The 19,868-nt window shown below is 35.9% G+C and carries 17 protein-coding genes; 2 read left to right on the top strand and 15 right to left on the bottom strand.

Annotated elements, in window-relative coordinates; genetic code table 11:
* Nucleotides 1-112: 112 nt before the first annotated feature.
* Together BLP68_RS06000 and BLP68_RS05995 are read left to right on the top strand one after the other, a co-directional pair.
* Nucleotides 113-1,240: a ParM/StbA family protein gene (locus BLP68_RS06000; RefSeq protein ID WP_091541216.1), complete on the top strand. Its 1,128-nt coding sequence runs from the start codon at nt 113-115 to the stop codon at nt 1,238-1,240.
* A gap of 16 nt (nt 1,241-1,256) precedes the next feature.
* On the top strand, nt 1,257-2,123 hold the full coding sequence (locus BLP68_RS05995) for a PRC-barrel domain-containing protein (protein ID WP_091541214.1): 867 nt from the start codon (nt 1,257-1,259) through the stop codon (nt 2,121-2,123).
* 79 nt (nt 2,124-2,202) lie between these two features.
* Here BLP68_RS05995 and BLP68_RS05990 read toward each other — a convergent pair whose 3' ends face one another.
* The 15 genes from BLP68_RS05990 to BLP68_RS05920 all read right to left on the bottom strand — a co-directional run bounded on the left by BLP68_RS05990 (nt 2,203) and on the right by BLP68_RS05920 (nt 19,805).
* A complete protein-coding gene (locus BLP68_RS05990; RefSeq protein WP_091541212.1) occupies nt 2,203-2,973 on the bottom strand; it encodes an epoxyqueuosine reductase in 771 nt (256 codons plus the stop codon).
* Between the two features lie 198 nt (nt 2,974-3,171).
* A complete protein-coding gene (locus tag BLP68_RS05985) occupies nt 3,172-3,816 on the bottom strand; it encodes an N-formylglutamate amidohydrolase (RefSeq protein ID WP_091541209.1) in 645 nt (214 codons plus the stop codon).
* Between the two features lie 266 nt (nt 3,817-4,082).
* Nucleotides 4,083-6,692, bottom strand: coding sequence for an NHLP bacteriocin export ABC transporter permease/ATPase subunit (locus tag BLP68_RS05980; protein WP_091541207.1), 2,610 nt, complete (start codon nt 6,690-6,692; stop codon nt 4,083-4,085).
* A gap of 8 nt (nt 6,693-6,700) precedes the next feature.
* Nucleotides 6,701-8,851 carry an NHLP family bacteriocin export ABC transporter peptidase/permease/ATPase subunit gene (locus BLP68_RS05975; RefSeq protein ID WP_091541205.1) on the bottom strand — a complete coding sequence of 717 codons (2,151 nt, stop codon included), beginning with the start codon at nt 8,849-8,851 and terminating at the stop codon, nt 6,701-6,703.
* Between the two features lie 18 nt (nt 8,852-8,869).
* The gene (locus BLP68_RS05970; protein ID WP_091541202.1) at nt 8,870-9,721 is read right to left on the bottom strand and encodes an HlyD family efflux transporter periplasmic adaptor subunit; all 852 of its coding nucleotides are present in this window, start codon (nt 9,719-9,721) and stop codon (nt 8,870-8,872) included.
* A gap of 43 nt (nt 9,722-9,764) precedes the next feature.
* The gene (locus BLP68_RS05965; protein ID WP_091541199.1) at nt 9,765-10,712 is read right to left on the bottom strand and encodes a radical SAM protein; all 948 of its coding nucleotides are present in this window, start codon (nt 10,710-10,712) and stop codon (nt 9,765-9,767) included.
* A 71-nt stretch (nt 10,713-10,783) separates the two neighbouring features.
* Nucleotides 10,784-11,008 carry a Nif11-like leader peptide family RiPP precursor gene (locus BLP68_RS05960; RefSeq protein WP_091541198.1) on the bottom strand — a complete coding sequence of 75 codons (225 nt, stop codon included), beginning with the start codon at nt 11,006-11,008 and terminating at the stop codon, nt 10,784-10,786.
* A gap of 21 nt (nt 11,009-11,029) precedes the next feature.
* On the bottom strand, nt 11,030-12,364 hold the full coding sequence (locus BLP68_RS05955) for a radical SAM/SPASM domain-containing protein (RefSeq protein WP_091541195.1): 1,335 nt from the start codon (nt 12,362-12,364) through the stop codon (nt 11,030-11,032).
* A gap of 188 nt (nt 12,365-12,552) precedes the next feature.
* A complete protein-coding gene (locus BLP68_RS05950) occupies nt 12,553-13,221 on the bottom strand; it encodes a response regulator transcription factor (RefSeq protein ID WP_207647881.1) in 669 nt (222 codons plus the stop codon).
* On the bottom strand, nt 13,193-14,935 hold the full coding sequence (locus tag BLP68_RS05945; protein ID WP_176758888.1) for a histidine kinase N-terminal 7TM domain-containing protein: 1,743 nt from the start codon (nt 14,933-14,935) through the stop codon (nt 13,193-13,195). The genes BLP68_RS05950 and BLP68_RS05945 overlap by 29 nt, the downstream gene beginning before the upstream one ends.
* A gap of 497 nt (nt 14,936-15,432) precedes the next feature.
* Complete coding sequence (locus BLP68_RS05940; RefSeq protein ID WP_091541191.1) at nt 15,433-15,618, bottom strand: hypothetical protein; 186 nt, start codon at nt 15,616-15,618, stop codon at nt 15,433-15,435.
* A 164-nt stretch (nt 15,619-15,782) separates the two neighbouring features.
* On the bottom strand, nt 15,783-16,514 hold the full coding sequence (locus BLP68_RS05935) for an alpha/beta fold hydrolase (protein ID WP_091541190.1): 732 nt from the start codon (nt 16,512-16,514) through the stop codon (nt 15,783-15,785).
* A gap of 92 nt (nt 16,515-16,606) precedes the next feature.
* Nucleotides 16,607-17,380: an alpha/beta fold hydrolase gene (locus tag BLP68_RS05930; protein ID WP_091541188.1), complete on the bottom strand. Its 774-nt coding sequence runs from the start codon at nt 17,378-17,380 to the stop codon at nt 16,607-16,609.
* 15 nt (nt 17,381-17,395) lie between these two features.
* A complete protein-coding gene (locus BLP68_RS05925; protein WP_091541186.1) occupies nt 17,396-18,115 on the bottom strand; it encodes a TetR/AcrR family transcriptional regulator in 720 nt (239 codons plus the stop codon).
* A gap of 481 nt (nt 18,116-18,596) precedes the next feature.
* Nucleotides 18,597-19,805 carry a YibE/F family protein gene (locus BLP68_RS05920; protein ID WP_091541448.1) on the bottom strand — a complete coding sequence of 403 codons (1,209 nt, stop codon included), beginning with the start codon at nt 19,803-19,805 and terminating at the stop codon, nt 18,597-18,599.
* Between the last annotated feature and the right edge of the window lie 63 nt (nt 19,806-19,868).

Below are 19,868 nucleotides of genomic sequence, written 5' to 3'. Positions count from 1 at the left end.
CATTATTTCGACAATTTGCTACCAAAGACCTATAGGAAAAATGGTCAATAATAGGATATATTTGACATAAGATGCCACATTTTTTTGTAAAAAGATGCTAGGAGGTTAAATGATGAAAAACAAAGTGCGTATTTATGTTGACGGGGGTAATAGGTTAACAAAAGTCATGGAAGAGGCAAAGAAACCCTTTAGTTTTCCTACCATTATATCGGAGCCTGGAATGGAATTGGATTACGGAGCTAGCTTTGATCTATTTGATTTACAATCAAAATCGCAGGAGGTTGACTTTGACCATATGTTGGTTGAAATCATTAAGGATGGAGAGTCATTAGGAAAAAAGCTAGTAGGTAAAGCTGCCGAAAACAAAGGTGTTTTGATACGGGATCGGAACAGATATGAAAAGAAATATAATGATGAAGTAATTAAGTTTTGCATCTTAACTGGAATTGCATCAAATTTCGCAAAATATGATAAAAGTCACCAGTCAGTAGATATTACTATTAATCAGCCTTTAGTAGAGTATGTTTCTAACAAAAAGGATTTTTCTAATAGTCATGGAGAACCCTTAAAGGGTAATGTTAAGGTTCTATATTATAATACCAATAATACTTCAGAAGTTATTAAAGACGTAGTCTTTGATATTGAGAGTGTTACCTTCTGTCCTGAGGGTATAGCTACCTTTTTCCATTATTCAGTGAATGAAACCGGAACCATAAAAGATGAATATACTACAAACAAAAAAACTATTGTTTTTGATATCGGTTCAGGCCAAATAAATGTTGCTGCCTTTAATGGACTTAAAGCTGTAGGGGTAAATACATTCGAAAAAGGCATGTTAGACTGTTATGAAAAGGTATCCATGATCCTCTTTAATAATTTTAGGGAAAAATTAGATAGAAAGCCATATACATATGATATAGATAATATGATTAGATATAATGATAAGATTCTAAAAGTAAAAAAAGGTAAAACTATTGATACAACGCCAATAGTAAATGATGTATTTGATGGTTTCGCATATGAACTTAGTAAAGATTTTAGAGAATTTGTTAAGACAAAGTTTATTGGAAACTGCGATCAAGTAATTTTTTCTGGTGGCGGTAGTGAGCTACTATTCGATTATTTAAATAATTATCTTGGCAATGATTTTTATTGTGTTAAACCAGATACTGCTGAATATCATAATATAATTGGCAGCATGTACTACAGAATATATAAAGATGCAGCAAATAACTTATAAAAAGTAGGTGAGAGGTTTGGTAATCAAAATATCAGAAAAGCCTGTTATTTCAAAGGATAGTTTAAAAGCATTAGGCACTTTAAAGGGTTTGATATTCAATAACAATAAAGTAACCTTCTTGTATTGTAAGTTTTCAGATAAATATGTTTATATACCCATTAAGGATGCATACATAGACTCAGATGCTATTATGGTAAAGGTCACTGAAGATATAATTATACTTCATACTGATTCTCCAACAAAGGTATACACTAGCAATGGTAAAGAAGTAGGTACAGTTTCTTCTATAGAAATGGATGATCACTTTAATATAACTGGTATTATTGTAGATAATCTATTCATTAAAAGAGATAAGATAATACATATGGAGAATATAATAATTGTAGACATTGACATAAAAGACATGGAGTGCCCCGCCCCCTCAACCATAAATAGTACTGTTTGCACTGATATAAAGGATGAGTCAGCTGATGAAGACAATAATATCAACTTAATTAATCATAATTTAATCATTGAATCAAGCCTAGCTTCTATTCAGCAATTGAATGACCATCATACTGAAACTGCTGTAGCTGAAGAAGTGATAACTGACCGCCCTACAGAAGGAGCAGATACTATAATAGAATTTAGTGACCAACCTATAGAAAATACAGCGGCTTTAGAGGAGATCACCGAAAGTGAAAACAATCCTCAAGACAACCAAGAGGAGTTTGCAATTGAAATTGATGAAAGATACAGGCATTTATGCGGTAAAAGGCTTTTAGAAGATATTGTTATAGTTAAAGAGACCTATAACAAAGGCACAATCATTGATGCGGCTCTAATTCAGTTTGCTATTAACAATAATTCTATAGTAAAGGTGATCATGAATACGGAGGATTAATAATAATCACAGGGTATTAAGCTGTTTCAGCCTAGTATCCTGTGATTTTTTTTAATCTAATTAATCCCTAAAATATGCTTTAAAGCCCCTTCTTTATAGGGTTTTTTAAGGAACAAGGCAAACCAACGGTGCATTTTCCACAAACATCTGCAACCCCTATATTTTTTAAGTTTTTATCATTATAAAGACACATTTCATAACACTTATGCCTATTGTATTGGTCTACCTGTAAGGAGCCATTTACGCAGGCTGTTATACACTTTTTACATGAACCCATTGCTCTATAAAGGCAAAATTCTTCCTCAACAAATTCTGTAGCTTCTATCATTAGGTTAGTTACAATACTTCCAACCCTACCACAGGAGCCCTTCTCAGTAATAAGCATATTATTCAAACCGAACTTTCCCAAACCCGCTATATAGGCTATATGTCTATGGGACCATTGACTTACGAGCTTCTCTTCATCAAAGTTATGGGTTGCAGGAATAATGGTTGATTCATATCCTAATTCTTTCAGTGTTGCGTATATGTATGAATTTAAATCATGAATAAGTTGATTGGTTTCTATATAAGCTATTCCCCATGTCTCTGAGCTTTCTTTACCTGCTATGTTACTCTCAATCACGTTATTTTCAAAGGGTAAGAAATAAGCTATAACTGTTTTGGCATCTAATAAAAAGTCTTGAGGAAGACCATGCTTCGGAGTAACAACCTCCTTTAGCTTTTTAAACTTTTCATCCGATGCATTAGCGAAGGCAATCAAAGGTTCTTCCCATCTGGTTTTTGTACCTTTTTTATCAGGATAATCCTTTACATACTCTTTAACATAGTTTTCCAATTGCATTTTCATCCTTATCCATCCCCCACTCATATATATTTAAAGCAATATATAATGATACTATACCATAAAGTAATTATATAATTCATTCACTCTATTGTCTAGAAAGGACAAGTTATATGACTAAATCTACTCCATATGTTAGAGTAACCCAAGCTCAAATGTTGCCTTACCCTCATCTCCTCACAACTTAAACAAGAAAGGAACACTCTAAAAAAGAAGGTATAAAATTAAATATTTTAAACTATTTATTATGGCTATCATATTCTCTTCTTCCTCTGGATTCCTATATCTTTCGTTTAATTCTAACTGAAAGCAGATTATACCTAGCTGCTGATATACTGTTCTTGTTACCGTGCCCCTTGGAGTTCCATCGAATAGATAGTTAAACCTAACATCTTTAATTCCGTGGGTAGTAAATTTATCTATTATTAAATTATCTGTTATCCAATCAGTAGTTAATCCATTTAAAGTACCTACATCTATATCGTGGGGTCTATCCCTTCTCATTCCGTGTAAGTCAATCAAATATTTTATATTGTTCTTTGCTAACTTCTTAACAAGCTCTCTTTTATAATTACAATTAAGGTCTCTATTGGCGTCTCCATTAGCTGTAAAGGTTCTATATATTACATGACAGTCTGTTAACTCGTGAAGTACAATAGCTATACCCCCTGTTCCCACATCTGCTGCCTTTACATTATTATTCCTAATTTGCTTAACACTATGGGGAGCAGATACCATTATAGGTATAGAACCTCTCTTATAATTATAGATTCCTCTACTTTTGTCTCCATAATAGTTATTTATTTTAAATTGTTCTTCAAGTTCACTTACCCTTTCGGTTATACTCATGTATTTTCCCCCTTTTACTTAAGCAACTCCTCCAGAATATCTCTAACTATATATATTATGTGTAGGATCATATATAAAATAATACTAGCTTATTTTACCTCCTACTACCCTTTTTCATTATACACATAAACACCCAACAAGTTCCTCAACAAATGATGAGGAATCTTAAACGTTAAACGTGCTATATATGTCACCACAACATTTATAGCACGTCTGCTTTTTCCATAATATGAATTATTTTGCATACCGAGGGTGATGGGTGAACTTCACGCCAGTTGTCTTTCTGCTATTTGGTAAAATACGCCTTTTCTATTTATCAGTTCTTCATAGTTACCCGTTTCCTTTATTTCACCATTATCCAAAACTATGATTCGATCACAATTTTTTACAGTACTCAACCTATGTGCAATGATAATCCGAGTAGCAGAAAACTGATCTAGGCTTTTCTTAATTTTCGCCTGTGTAATATTATCCAATGCACTGGTGGCTTCGTCAAAAAACAATATCTTAGGCTTGTTAACCACTGCTCTAGCTATCAAAATCCGCTGTTTCTGGCCTCCAGATATAGTTCCTGCTCCTTCCATCACAATAGTATGCATGCCCATAGGCATCCCTTTGATATCTTCATCGATCCCTGCAACCTTAGCTGCCTCCCAAGCATCCTCCATAGTAAGGTGTAAATGTGTTCCGACAATGTTATGATAGATGCTATCTGTCATCAACTTACCGTTTTGCAATACTACCCCTATTCGTTTACGTAGCTCACTCAAGTCCAGACTATTTATATCTTTATCATCATAGGTTATCTTGCCCCTATTTGATATTTCAAAGCCCAACAGTAGGCGCATTAATGTGGATTTGCCACTGCCCGAAGTTCCCACAATACCTACGTACTCCCCAGGTTTAATCTCCAGTGAAACATCCTTAAGAATAGCCTGACCTTTAGGATCATATTGGAAGTGAATATTATCGACACTAATTTTTCCTAGAGGCTCCTCTAATATTATCTTATCCCCTTTACACTCAGGTTTTGTTTCTAGGATGATTTTACCCCTGTCATATAGAGGTACCACCTGAAATAGTAGATGAACAGAGCTATAAATATTCAAAACTGCAGAAGCAAATATCATATAGGCAGCATTAAAGCCTATAAAATGTCCCGCAGGAAGATAAAAATATGGTTGCATCGTAATCAAATAATAGATAATACCTATAGAAATAGGTAGGTGTAGCCCGTTAAAAGCTTCCATTCTAGAGGTAATAATTCCCTTGCTCTGTATAGTCTTATGCTTTTCTGCCTGATCTGTAGCCCATTTGTAATAGGCCCTTTCTATTGCTCCTGATTGCTGTATTTTTATGGCACCTTTAATAAGCTGAAATGTCAACCCAGCTATCTTGTTCGTTAGTTGATTAATTTTATACTCATAAGCTAATACTCTTTTGGAAAGAAAATAGTTGCCTATAATAGAAATAATCATCATCAGGCTTGCTACAATGGCCAAGGGAATATGATAATAAAAGAGAACCAACCAACTGAACAGAGAATATATTCCAGTCAGTAGCATTGACATTACTGGTCCCGATACGATATCCCGTATCATGGTAATTCCAAGTGCTCTGGCGGCCAACTCAGCTGAAGTAAACTGTTTAAAGAAATTTAGTGGTAAATGAAGCAACCGATCCCAGACAGCTGTTTGTAAATCCACATCAAATTGCCCTTCAACCCGAAGCAGGATAAATCCACGAGACAGGTTAAATAGAAAGGTTGTAATGGCTACTACAGCCAGCATTATTCCCATTTGTAAAAGTAGGCTTAAATCGCCTTGTGGAATGATCCAATCCACTGTCAAGCCTGTCAGTAGTGGAACCGCCATCCCCAAAAACCCAATACTGATTACACTGATAAAAAATAACATGTAATCTCTTTTGGCAATCCTATGAAAGCCGAAGCTTAACAATTCCCTTCCATGAATTTCTTTATCTGGTAGAGGGCGATATATCATGAATGCTTCCTTCAATATTCCAGTTGCCGATTCCTCATTCACCAGCGTAGATGTTCCCATTTCCACATCTATTATCTCATAGCGGCCTTTAGTTGTTGGTAACAGTGGAACTGGCTGCATGTTTGAATTGAATGCAACCATGGTACCATCAACATGCTTCCACCACAAACCACTTAAGGTAATCCTCCTATATCTTATGTTTGTCTTTTGAAAATATGTTTTCATCAAAGTATATGGCTGCTGCTGATGTTCATAAAAAGGTTTAGGTTCGGTGATCTTCATATTTAAAGCAATTGCAACTACTTGACATGTTTTCAGAAAGACACTGGCTTTATGGTGAGTTATTGTCTCTATTTCGTCTTCTGTTAGCAGCTGAACTGCTTTATTAATTAGATCAGCTTCATTTTGTCTCTTTTCATAATATTTTTCGTCATGAAGAATTTGTTCTGATTTAAGTTCTTCCGCTTTTACATTAACATAGTTCAAGGTATACGTCCGTACTAGGGTTAACAATTCACTACAGGGCAATTCAGATAAAGCATTAAGTAGTTCCCGATCAGCATGATCACTTATATACATTAACCACTTTATAATGCTTTCTCTGCTTGCTTCTGTTTCTTCGATAGGAAAGGATTGAATTTCTGCATTACCACTTCCAATAGCCACAAAATGGTAATTGCCATGCTCCAGCTTTGCAATTCCACCAATAATCGTTGTCCCTTCTTCAACACTGATCAAAAAGTGCCGCCTATGTTCTATTGCAGATTTCTCAGAATCCTTAACCAGGAAAAGATTAATGACCCCTGAAACAACATGGTAGGACATATTTTCTTCCATCACTATGGGCTTGCTGTGATCTAAATATCTTTTCATATGGCCTCCTACATGGTTTTAATCAAATCGGCATAAAGCCCTTCCTGTGCCAATAGGCTGTCATGCTTGCCTCTTTGAAGGATTTTACCCTTCTCAAGTACGATAATTTCGTCACAGTCCCTTATTGTACTGAGACGATGTGCAACAATAATACATGTATATCCCTGTTTTCGCAAATTTTCATCAACCTCCAGCTCTGTTGCTGGATCAAGGGCACTTGTTGCCTCGTCAAGAATCATTACGCAGGGATCATGTAAAAAGGCTCTAGCTATTTCAATCCGCTGCCTTTGTCCTCCACTGAAGTCTTGACCCTCTTCCAGCATCTGATACTGATAAGCACCTGGTCTTGTTACAATGTCCCTATGGATACATGCGTTACGGGCTGCTTTTACAAGCTCAACCTCATCTATATCCTGCTGCCATAAAGAAATGTTTTCGCTGATGGTTCCTGCAAACAAAACAACCTCTTGGTCTACCATTGCAATTGCCTTGTTAACAACACCTTTACTCAAAGCTCCCACAGGCTTGTTGTCAAGGTATATTTCTCCTGACCATGGTTTGTAAATCCCCGCAATAAGCTTGGCTATTGTTGATTTTCCACTTCCTGAACCTCCTACTAAAGCCACTCTTTGCCCAGGCTTTAGTTCAAGGGAAAAACCCTGTATTAAAGGTTCTTCATATGGGCTAAAGCCAAATGTTAGATTTTCTACCTTTAGCTGCCCCTCCAATGTAACTAATTTACTATCTCCTTCATTAACATCATATTTCTTATCCTGATTATATGGATAGCTATGAATATCTTCAATTCGCTTAATATCTGCCATTATTTTAGGGAGTTTGATTCCTGTTTGATTCAGAATAGCTCCTGATGCGAAAAAGCTGGTCATGATGCTCTGAAAAGCTACCAGGGTCCCTACTGTGAGACTGCCTTGAATGATCAAATATCCTCCAACATATAGCACAGCAACAGCTGCAGTCATGGAAATCAAAGATGGCAAGCTCATTAATCCTTGAATTCCTGCACTTGCTTCTTGTTTCTCATTGATTAGCTTGGCTTGATATCCTGCCCACTTTTCAAAAAATACCTGTTCAGAGCTGGTTGTCTTTATGGTTTCAATCAATTGGATATCTGATATGGAGGCCCCCATCAGCTTCATACTGGATAAGCTTAATCGATTGTTTACTCTTTCCTGAATATGTGCATTAACCACCAAGATAAGCATATTAATAGCAAATAAGGCTAAAATCATAATGGTAAGAAACTGGTTATAGGTAAATAGAACAAGAACAAACACCACCATAGCCAGTAAGGCAGCAAATGCATTTACTAAGTCGATCGCTATAAAAGCCGCTACATTGTCTACATTCTTAACCCTTACACTTACATCTCCAGCATAACGCTGCATAAAGAAGTTTACCGGTAAATGGATCGTCTTCCAAAGCAGACGACTTGTTTCACTAAGTCTAATCTTTTCCAGTAACCTGTAGTTAAGAATTCGACAAGTATAGGTAGTCAACCCCTTTAATACTGATAACAGCAATAATCCCCACAGTAGCGTAGAAATCCATTGTATACGCCCATTCATCCATATTTCATCTAGGAACACCTTAGCGAACCAGGCAATGAATAGCGTGGGGAGAATCATCATAAATCCTGTAAAGCTGATATAGGCTATCTCAAGCTTGTATTTTTTCATTTGACTACTGAATGCATCAAAGGTCATTCTTTTCTTTCCCGATGGCTGGAAGCTGGATGTCTTTTCAAAAGCAATTGCTATACCAGTAAAGGATTTGTTAAATGTCTCCCTGTCAATGGTACGCCTTCCACCAGCAGGATCATTAAGGAAGTATTTACCGTTTTTATACCCCTCCAAAATTAGAAAGTGATTCATATTCCAATGAATGATTAATGGCATTTCCAAATCAAGCACCGACGATGCATCTTTTCGATATCCTTGGGCATTAAGTCCATAAGCTCGTGCTGCCTTTAAAAGGTTGCTGGCTTTGCTCCCATCCCGAGTCACACCGCATTTTTCTCGAACCTCTTCCAAGGTAACATATTTCTTAAAATAGCCAAGAACCATTGTCAATGACGCTGCACCACATTCTACAACTTCCATTTGAAGCACTGTTGGTACATGTCTGATTTTCTTTGGCACTATGCTCACCTCCAATCACTACTGGGAAATTAAACATAAACGTGGGATAACTAAATGAATAGGTTTTTTAGTTTCAATTATAAAATCTGCATTACATAAGGTTCCCTCATATATATTAAAGGGTGGACCATTAGGCGTAGACCATTGATAGCCGCTGACGGTTAAATCGCTTAAAATCAGCTCAACCTCAACCTCCAGCACAACTTTACCGTCTGAAAAACGAGAAACAAGTGCTTCAGTACCCAATAGAGCAAGCATCCTCTGCCTACTAACAGGATAGCTGGAAACCTGCTTTACTACCCCTTTAATGAAACCATATTCCTCTTTGTTTACATTGGTAGGTTGAATATGAACAGCTAATCCAGGTTCAAGACTTTTTCCCTGTTCAATCGGCACGAAAAGGATTGCTTCAAGTGTATCTTGATCCTCAGAAGCAGCAACTACACTAATAATCCTCTCATCACTATAAACAAAATCACCTGGCAATGATCTCACTTCAGATACACGACCGTTAATTGACGCTTTGATTTGAACCATCCTTGAATTTCCATCCTCATCGGTTATTTCTATATTCCCAATTGGCTCGCCCATTCTGATATAATGTCCTGATTCAACTAAAATTGATCTGACAACACCTTGATGTTGAGAAATTACATAATGCACCCCCCCACCTGGCATTATAATCCCGCTCCCTTTTATCGTAACAGGCACTGATCCATAAAAACCCCATAACAAACTAGCTATAACAAAAACTGACAATCCTAAAACCAGCAGATTGCTCCTTCGGTTTGTCACCTTTATGATTTGGTCCAGTTCATCAGGGGAGGTTGCCTCTGACATTGCTTCTCGTCTGAAGAAATTATTTTCCATGGATAATACTCCTCATCATTGATTCTGACTTTAAAAAAGCACTCTATAATTTTAGATACTTTGAATAATTAATATCAACAAGGAAATCCTTCATATAGGGCTCCATTCTCTCAAGAAAGGCTACATCGCCAGCTATTTCATGGCATAAATGACAAATTGAAACATATTTATTCTGCTTATTCTGTAGGAGACAACCCATGGCTTCTCCCGCCTCCTTCAACCACTTTGGTCCTCTCCATATCATGATATCTAGAAATGTTGAATTATCCTTAACCTTTAACAGTTGATCCACAGATAAGTCAAATACTGAACCAAGTTGCATCCCTCTTAGCTGTATTCCTGGGCTACAGCAGGGATAACTGGAACCATCAGGCATAATGGTCAATTTATTAGCATTAGTACATCTGCCGCTAAAATCACCATAGATATAATCGTCTGCGTGAATAGTCTGTTTCCCTCTTCCCATTGGTTCACAGGAGCCTCTATGCCAAGTATAATGATCATACTTCTTCCGAAGTGGATGAATAGGCGTGCCTTTAATCACCACATCATATACCTTTAATGGAATTTGAACTATCTCATTGGCAATAAATATATTCTCAATGTAGTCATATGAAACAAATGGCTGGTGAAATTCATCTGTACTGACTATTAGATCTGTCAGGCCCTTTTCTTTTAGTAGCTTTAATTTCAGCAAAGCATGCTGAACTGTTTTTCCCCAAAATCCATTGGTGGTAAGAGCAGTTTCAAAACCATAACTCCTAGCATATTTTATGATTTCGAAAACTTCATCTTCATAGAGTAAAGCCTCTCCTCCTGAGATACCAACCTTATTAAAAGCTAAGCTTTCTGCTGCTTGACGTATGAAGTCAAAAGCATCTTCTAACTTCATTTTTGATTCAACATTAGGGTGGCATTCAAAGCAACAGCTTCCACAGCTTGCATTGCAATTAAGTGTATATACTAAACCCAACTGTAATAATTCTTTCATATCACACCTCTTTTTTTGAGTGAAATACAATAAGCACATCTTTATGTGCTTATTGTATTTCAATTAAAATATTAGAAAATACACTGAACATAAAGTGTACATCCACCTCCAGCCACTTGATCCAGCTGGTCATCTGATACTTTACTGGCCTGTTCCAGCTCTTCAACAGTAATATCAAATCCTAATTCCGCTGCAAGTTCCACTTGCTCTTCCTTGCTTTTGCATTCTTGAAAGCGTTTTTGCAAATTATTGTCTGCTTTAACCTTATCAACTAAATTTTTTAATGCTTCTGACATGTTTTTCACCTCCTTTTACTATCACTGATTAATTTGAAAAAGTTCTTGGGCTTCTACCCTTATTAGTCTATTTTCATAAGCCCTATTTATAAGATGCAAGTTACGCTGTCTTATTCCACTACATAAAGCTGCTTGGGCTTCAATTTTGCTTACACATCCTCCAGCGCAAAGATATTTAGAAAAACAATTATAACATTTGGTATTGCAGTCTACGGATTTTCTCCTGAGGCTTTTTATCCGATCTTCATCAAAGCTCAACTGTCGTACACTGAAATCAAACCCTCCTATTTTCATAGCCTCGCTCTTTTCCTCCATACATGAATACATATCACCTGTTAGGCTTACACTCCAGTTAGGTTTAACTGTGGATGAACAGTAATGTCTTCTAGGAATAAGGTTGATATGCCCATGCTTCCCTTCCACTGTTATGGAGGTACCTTCCCCATACATTAAAGCGTCTAAAAGCTGGTCATCAAAGCTCTGTTGATGAATATTTAAGTCTTTTTGCTCCTCCAAGGCTCTACCTATCAGATTAACTTGTCCGAAGGAAACCGTACTTCCAGGAAAATTTTCATGAAAAAAATCAATAGTTTCCTTTAAATAATACAGATTACAGCTGGTAACAACAACACTGAACCTTAGCTTCACTCCACTTTGGTATAGTGCTCTTATATTTTCATATACACGATGAAATGAAGGCTCCCCATTAATAAGCGGACGATGACGATTCTGAACCCAAGACAATCCTTCAAAGGAAATGGAAACCATGCTAAAATATTTTATAATAAATCCTCTAAGATCTTCTTTAAAAGCTCCATTGGTAGGTAAAGTAAAGACTGGTTTAATATTGAACTTCTTAGCTCTTTCTACCGCTGTTACCACTGCATATTTAAGCAGTTCAGGTGCAAATGTGGGCTCTGCATCGTTAGTAAAAGCGATGGAACAAGAAGTGCCATGTTTATAGTCAGGTGATGTATATAAATAATTAAAGTATGTATCTAAAATCATATCAATGTTTTGATTTTCTTGATACACTATACTACCTTCTCCACGACCAGCATAACAATAAACACATCGCATATTGCAGCCACTTGACAAATCAATGTTGAGCATTGGGAGACCCCTCTTCATCACATCTAAATCCTGTAGTGGCATTTTTTGAATTTCTTTGATCAGCCTTCTTATATGAGGGTACTTCTCCAGATCTTCTTTTGTAGAAATGGCTCCATTTGTGATGATATCTGCTGTATGCTGCTGAACCAGCTCCACAGCACCTCTTATGGGTGCATAAATCAGCTTTTTATCATGGGCCTTCTCATAAGGTAATATATAAACCTCTTCATCTAGTAGCTTCATAGAATCCTTCCCTTTTCGATCTATTCCGATTTAAAATTACACAAAGTGAATTGTTTTCAGATATCCTTACATTTATCATATATATTTCAACATTTTTTTACAATGTACCTAGGTACAGTCTCAATAAAAAAACAAAGCGCAATTCCCAAATTTCGGAAACTACCCTTTGTTATTATTATGATATTGTATTATTTATCTAAAAGCCCCATGCGACTTGCGTAAGCAATCACCTGAGCACGGTTTTCAAGCTGCAGAAGCTCCAGTATTCTTTCCATATGGTATTTAACAGTCCGTTCACTAAGTCCTATCTTCTCTCCTACCTCTTTATATGTAATTCCCTTGGCTACCATTTCAAGTATCTCTATATGACGTTCAGTAAGGCTTCCTCTATTTGTGTGGTCTTGTGAATGTTTATGGGGCTTACCGTATGATTGATGGCTTGTCTTAAATTCTTTCAAAAGCCTTGCTGCAAGCCCCGGCGAAAGTGGCACCTCTCCTTTTTCAATATCAGACAGCATATCTACAAGCTCTTTTGCACTTGTGTTTTTTAATAGATATCCAGATGCTCCATACTTAATGGCATCAAAGAGATCTTCATTCTCTTCAGATGTTGTCAGCATCACAATTCTAATGTTTGGCATTTCGGCAGAAATCAGCTTCAGTGCATCTAACCCACTGAAGACAGGCATCTTGATATCCATCAAAATAATATCTGGCCTTATTATTCTAGCCTTTTGGAGTGCTTCTTGACCGTTGTTTGCTATACCGGCAACCTCTATGCCATGAGTTCCAAGAAGGTATTGCAGACCTTCTAGGAATAAAGGATGGTCATCTACCAGCATCAATTTCATTTTCATAAATCTTCTCCTCCTCCCCCATCGGAATGCAGCATACTATCCGAGTACCTTTTTCAATAATTGTTTCTATATCAATTTGTGCACCGATTTCCGATGCCCGCTCCCTCATAATACTTATTCCAAACTTAGATTTAGTACCCTCACCCAAATTACCTATATCGAAGCCCTTACCATTATCCTCAATTGTAGCACTTAACTGATCCTGTGTAGACAAAAATGCTATTTCCACATAACTAGCATTTGCATGTTTTCTTATATTGGCCAAAGCTTCTTTAATAATGTACAGTATATTAATTTGTGTATTGGGCTTCAATTCTTCACCTGTAAATCCATCGGAAATATACATTTTTACTTCAATGTTGGTCTGTTCTTCAAAGCTCTCTATTGCACTTGTCAACGACAATATGAAATCCTTTTCTAAAAACTCACTGCTCCTTGCATTTCGGATAGATTCTCTAATCTCTTTATGTGCCGACTGTGTTGCATTAATCATTTTATCCAGCTTATCCGATACGATGTCGACACCTGCGTTTAAAAGTTCTTGCCTGATACCTTGTGCCTGAAGATTGATAAAACCCAGCACTTGTCCCAAGTTGTCGTGCATATCCCTAGCATTAGATTCCCGTTCTTTTATTACAGCAAGCCTCCTCTGCTGTTTCAAATACCTTATTTGCTCCTGCTTTTTTTCCGTAATATCATAGGCAACTATTAGTCTGCCTATTAGTACACCCTTGTGGTCAGTAAGGGGAGAGAGGAATATCTCGTAAATCCTTGACACGCTGTCTGTGTTTATCAAAAATTCTTTATGGGAAATCTGTCTATCTAAGCAAGCTTTTACCAGATCAGGTATTTTTCCGCAGACCTCCTCTACTGATCTTGTAACTGCTTTGGAAGCAGACCATCCAATTATTTTTTGAAAGAAAGGATTGATATCCAAAACCCTATCTTGCAAATCCAATACCATTACCCCAATCTCCATTGTTTCGATCACCGTAGCCCTTGCTACAGGGATTACATCAAAAAGCTTAAAGCGAAATATGCCCCAAGCAATAAACAACCCCGCTGGTCCAAAGAACAACGGTGTAATATCAAATCGTTTCACAGGACTAAGGCCTGTAATATATAAAATATTGGGCAATACAATCAAGCTAATTCCAACAAGCAGCATAGCCGCTTGTTTCCTATATACGGTGTTCTTAAAAAAGACTGCTTTTATAAGAAGTACCCACGCAAATATGTTCAGGGAATGTGAGTAAAACCCATGGATGTAAAAAAAAGGACCGTATTTTTTCTCAATAACAGGAAACATGCCACTGTAATCCATTTTCATGTCGTAACGCACTAAGCCATGTATCCCATCAGTCCAAACCAGTATAATGATAATGGTAGGTACAACTGCTATCCATAAAATCTTTCTATTACGAACCCATCGGTCATATCCAGTGAATTGCATACATAGTGCTAATAAGGTTACAGGAGAATAACCATAGGCGAAATACTGAATATTTGCCCAAAAAAGCTTAGTGGAAAAATCTACACTAGACATCTCCATAGCATTTCCTAAAGACCATATTGTAACTACAAACATACTAAGTATAAAATTTTTGCTTCCTTTTGAATTTCGTCGTCTCAGCAACGCATATATTCCAAGAGAAAAAGAAAAAACCGCAGATATAATAAGTGGCCAAATGTATGAAATGTATTGAAACTTCATATGTATCCCCCTCATCAAATACTCATCTGTTTCCAGGTCATCAAAGTTGATACTAACTTTGCAAAAAGGATACTCCCTTATACTGTAAAGGGGGTATAAATTACTTTAATCTGTAAATCATTGATTAACCCTGCTCTAACTCATAGATATCGTTTAGCTGTTGCTGTCTCAGCATAGGTAAAGGTGCTATTATGGTTGTAGGTATGTGTGTGAATATTAAAAAGCCAAAATGCTTCGTATCCTTTTTTGTCGAAATATTATATTTATTCATAGTATTATATTAGTCATATTTCATATAAATCCTTTATTAAAATCTTTTGTTTTATGGTAGAACTCATTTTTTAAAATAAAAATAGTTGCTGAAATTACTTCTAATACAGTAGTGTCAAGAACCACTATAAAAGCAAACAGATCATCTTAAGGAGAGCATATCCCCCAGTAAGATGATCTTTTTTATGTATGAATTATTATGTGCTTTTTTTTACCTTCATTTCATGTTATTTATATGCCAATATCAGGTTGCAACGAGACTTTTTTAAAAGCTCTAGTGAATATAATATTTCATCAAAGGGTGATGCAATATTCATCCTCTCTTTAATAGACTCTTGTTGGAATCCAAGTACTATAGGTTTTTCACCATGTCTACCTACCGTTTCAGCATTAATTTCCTCATTAAGCAGCATTCTTAAACCTTGTAATTTCCATTGTAGATCTATAGCTCTTCGTTAAGTCTATTACACAGTTATTATCCCGTGGGAATATATGAGAAATATTACTATAGTTTCCAACATTCATAAATAGATGTATTGATTGATTAAGATCATCTATCCCTGTCCCACTGTTAAAGCTATAATTTCAAAAATTCTTCTATATTTTTTCTAAAGGTACCTTTGTTTGTAATAGGATTGTCGTGTCCCATGCCCGCTAAATACTTAACCTTACAATCAGAGCGAATTTCCTTGATCCATGAAACTGAGTCCCTCATGCTCTTTATATCCTTCTCGGCATACACCAATGTTATGGGTACGCGGTTGTTGGCTATACGAATGCAATTACTTTGAAGAGGGACTTGGCTATACCAACGAGGGATATTTTCCTTTAGCATTTTAGGCCAAGTATCCATAAAAAAATCCCGCTGTTCTTTTGGATATTTAAGTAATTTTAGAATAAGCCTCGCTACTATTTTAGTTTTTATTAGTCCAGAGATTTTTGATATACCTTTTGCCCATTTACGGTTAACCTCATTGGATGGCACCACCCACGGACTACTAATAAAAGCCTTTTCGATAAACTCAGGGATTTTACATAACAAGGTAACACATAAACAAGCACCCAATGAATGTCCTATAAGAATTACCTTTTCCTTATTAAGTCCCTTGATTATCTTTATGATTTCAGCTTCTACCTCTTTGTAGTGATAACTTTTTGAGACCTCTCTGCCTGAACCATACATATGTGGAATAACAAGATGATAGTCTTCTGACAGGTCGTACAGGTCTACATATGCGTCCACTAGCCCAGCAGGATGCAGCAGCACCACAGTGGGGTTTCCCCTTGAGCCATATTCAGCGTAATACATCTATATACTCCTCCTTATAATAATGGTGCTTCAGCGAATTAAGCATCACCTGAAATTCCTCAACTATTCTGTAGGGAGCTTGAAAGGTACTATTATATATCCTTTATAAATTTAAATATTTCCAAATTAACTGATTCAGGATTATCTAGATTTGTTCCGTGATGAGCATTAGAGATTACTTTTAGTTCAGAATCCCGTATACGCTCAGCCATATATTGCTGCTGTCTATATGTCATATTATCATGATCACCAATTAATAACAATGTTTTACATTTTACTCTATGAAGATCATTTTTACTTTCCATCCTTGTTACAGCTGACCATAATCTATTCCAATTATCATGAGGTATCATATTAAATGCTTCAAATATATATTTATAATTGCCAGGGTTAATCTTTGATAACATTTTTGCTTGTAGCTTGGCACTTGTTTCAATAGGTATTAGCTTACTTGAAAATCTATTAATTGGAACAAATATCTTTTCATATAAGTTAAATCTATTACTGCATGGCGTACCAATTAATACTAATCCTTTTACTCTGTCAGGATATCTAATGGCTGTTTGTAATGATATATGTCCTCCCATTGAAAGACCACATAGTACTGCATTATCTAAATTAAGATGATCCATCAATGCAATCAAATCAGCACTGAATTCCTCAGAATCTACAGGCCCTTCAGGTAAAGATGAGTAGCCATGCCCCCGCACATCCCACCTTATTACCATATACTGATTTCTTAAAGCCTCCACTTGTTTATTCCATTGTAGATGGTTCCATGAAGCACCATGGGTAAAGATTATTGGTTCCCCTTCCCCTGCTACTTCATAAAATAACTTGGCACCGTGTCTTTCAAACATTGGCATACCCTATTCCCCCCCTTATAATTTTAATGTAGTACTAAATACTTGTTTCCTGTAAAAATCAAGTAACTCTTGAAACTCACTATATACATATTCAAACAACTCCTGCTTAACCTCACTGGCCTTATCTGGTATAAAGCTATTCTTAATTATTGTTTTAAACATTATCACCTGTTCATGTAATGGTATTAAATTTGAAATATAGTTATTATAATTGAACATTCCAATCAGCAACATATTAACAGAATGCAGTTGAACTTCTACTGGTACATCAGTTCTTATCATCCCGTGTATTCGATACATATCTAAACTTTTTCGCAGGCTCTCTGTCTTTATCCTTTGTGATACTGAACCTATTTTTTTATCAAGTAATTTCCCAAGAAGTTTAGAATCTCTAGTAAATAGGCCATTTATAATTTTTTTTTCACAACAAGCGATATATAGCTTACATAATAAATTATCAAAAATAACTGTGTCCTTATTCTCTTCTAACTCCTTAATTATTTCATAGATGACTTCAGCGGATACCAGAGATAACAGTGCATAATAGAGATTATCCTTTGACTTCCAGTGTAAATATAAAGTTCCTTTACCCAGACTTGATTCTCTAGCGATATCCTCCATAGTTACCTTTGAATACCCGTATTGAAGGGTTAACCTTTCTGTCACCTTTAGAATATTTAACGTCCTTTTATGATAATCAGATAGTGCTTGTTCATCAAATAAATCTATTTTCATATGTAACACCCGCTTTCATATGACTATGTTCGTAATATAGTCATTATATCATTTATTGTTGATCATGTCACAATATAATCAGTGTGTTTTAGAATCCCTTGACCAAGTCGGTCGGCGCTTCACCTTCAGTTAGTCTGTATAGTAAAGTGAATTAATACTCACATAAGAATCCTTAGATTAAGTTAACCCTTGACAATGATTGGGTGAAATGACATAATCTCATGAAAAGGAGTGAACATCATGTTAAAAATCTGCTTTGAAACCAAAATCTATGAAATTAACTCATGGCGGATACTCTATTTTCCACAACATTAAAGTCAAAAATACCAAGAGTACTGATACAAGAAAAAAAGAATTGAAGAAGTGTGTTCAATGTTAGAATATGGTAAAAAGAGACCTTGTTGCTTTGATCAGAGTAGATGAAGCCCTATGCGCCAGGTTACGGTTTGGAGTGCCCCCCGGTCGCGTGAAATATCTTAATTTAATTTTCATGAATCTCTGCAGTAGGAATGGATACTATTCTACCTTCTTTATTTTTTTTCAAGTCTTTTGATATGCTTAAAACATAATTTGATTCAGTCAAAAGTATAGATGCTAAAATTGCAGTAAAAGGTGCTACTGTTACTAATCCAAAGCTTCCTACTATTGTATGTAGAATTTCAGCTGATACATATTTTAAATTTAATATGTTAATAACTGGTGTTCCTTGAGCCATGAATACCATTAACAGAGCAACATATCCACCTGAATATGCTAATAGTAAGGTTGTGGTCATTGTTCCAATAACAGCCTTACCAATTTGAAATCCAGACTTAATAGCATCCCTGGTGGAAATTTTAGGATTATTTAATACAATTTCATGAATAGATGCAGAAATGTCCATAGCTACATCCATAACTGCTCCTGCAGAAGTAATAAAAATTCCAGCTATAAAAATATCAGTCAAGTTTAAGTGGGCATACCCTGAATATAAAAGACTCTCGGAGAAGGGTAATATAGCTCCATGTATTTTGAATAATCTCCCAAATACTATAGCCAAAATGCAGGTTAATAGACTACCAGAGAAGGATCCTAAAATAGCTGCTAAGGATTTTCTATTAACGCCCCCAACAAGGGTTATAATGCAAATTGTAAGAGTAACCACAATTCCTAATGAAACGATTATCGGATTCCATCCCTTCAATAGAGAAGGAATTAAAACCTTCCAAATCATTAGTACTGTTAGCATAAATGAAACTATTGCCTTTATTCCAGTCCATCCAGCGTATATAACTAAAAGTACTACAAAGGCGGCGAATAATATAAGTTCTAAATTAATTCGATAGTGATCAATCATATTCACATGTTGGACATCATTGTCTAAATAATCTATTACCACCAATGCACGATCATTTTCAGTAAAAACCTTATCAAACTCTATTTTACCTGTAAATCTATTCAATGCTCTGTATTCTTCACCCTTAAACATTCCATTCATAATCTTAACCTTGCATATTTGGGTTCCTTGTAAAACAACACCTCCAGCACTGTAGATATTGCTATTATCCACTTCAAGAACTAAAGCCTCAGCCCTTTTGCTGTTTGGATAGGCATTATTATCAAAGCCCGTGGGTATTACAAAAAGTAAAATTACCAGTAGCGCAATTATTATGATAAATATATACTCTGGATTTAGTATCTTTTTTAGCATCACCATTTAACCCTCACTTTGTCTTAAAGTTAGTCATTATAATGGGAGAGTTTCCTCTCCCAT

Origin of the sequence: Alkaliphilus peptidifermentans DSM 18978, from assembly GCF_900101495.1 — a bacterium.
GTDB lineage: Bacteria > Bacillota > Clostridia > Peptostreptococcales > Natronincolaceae > Alkaliphilus_C > Alkaliphilus_C peptidifermentans.
This window is presented reverse-complemented; position numbering and strand designations above follow the sequence as displayed.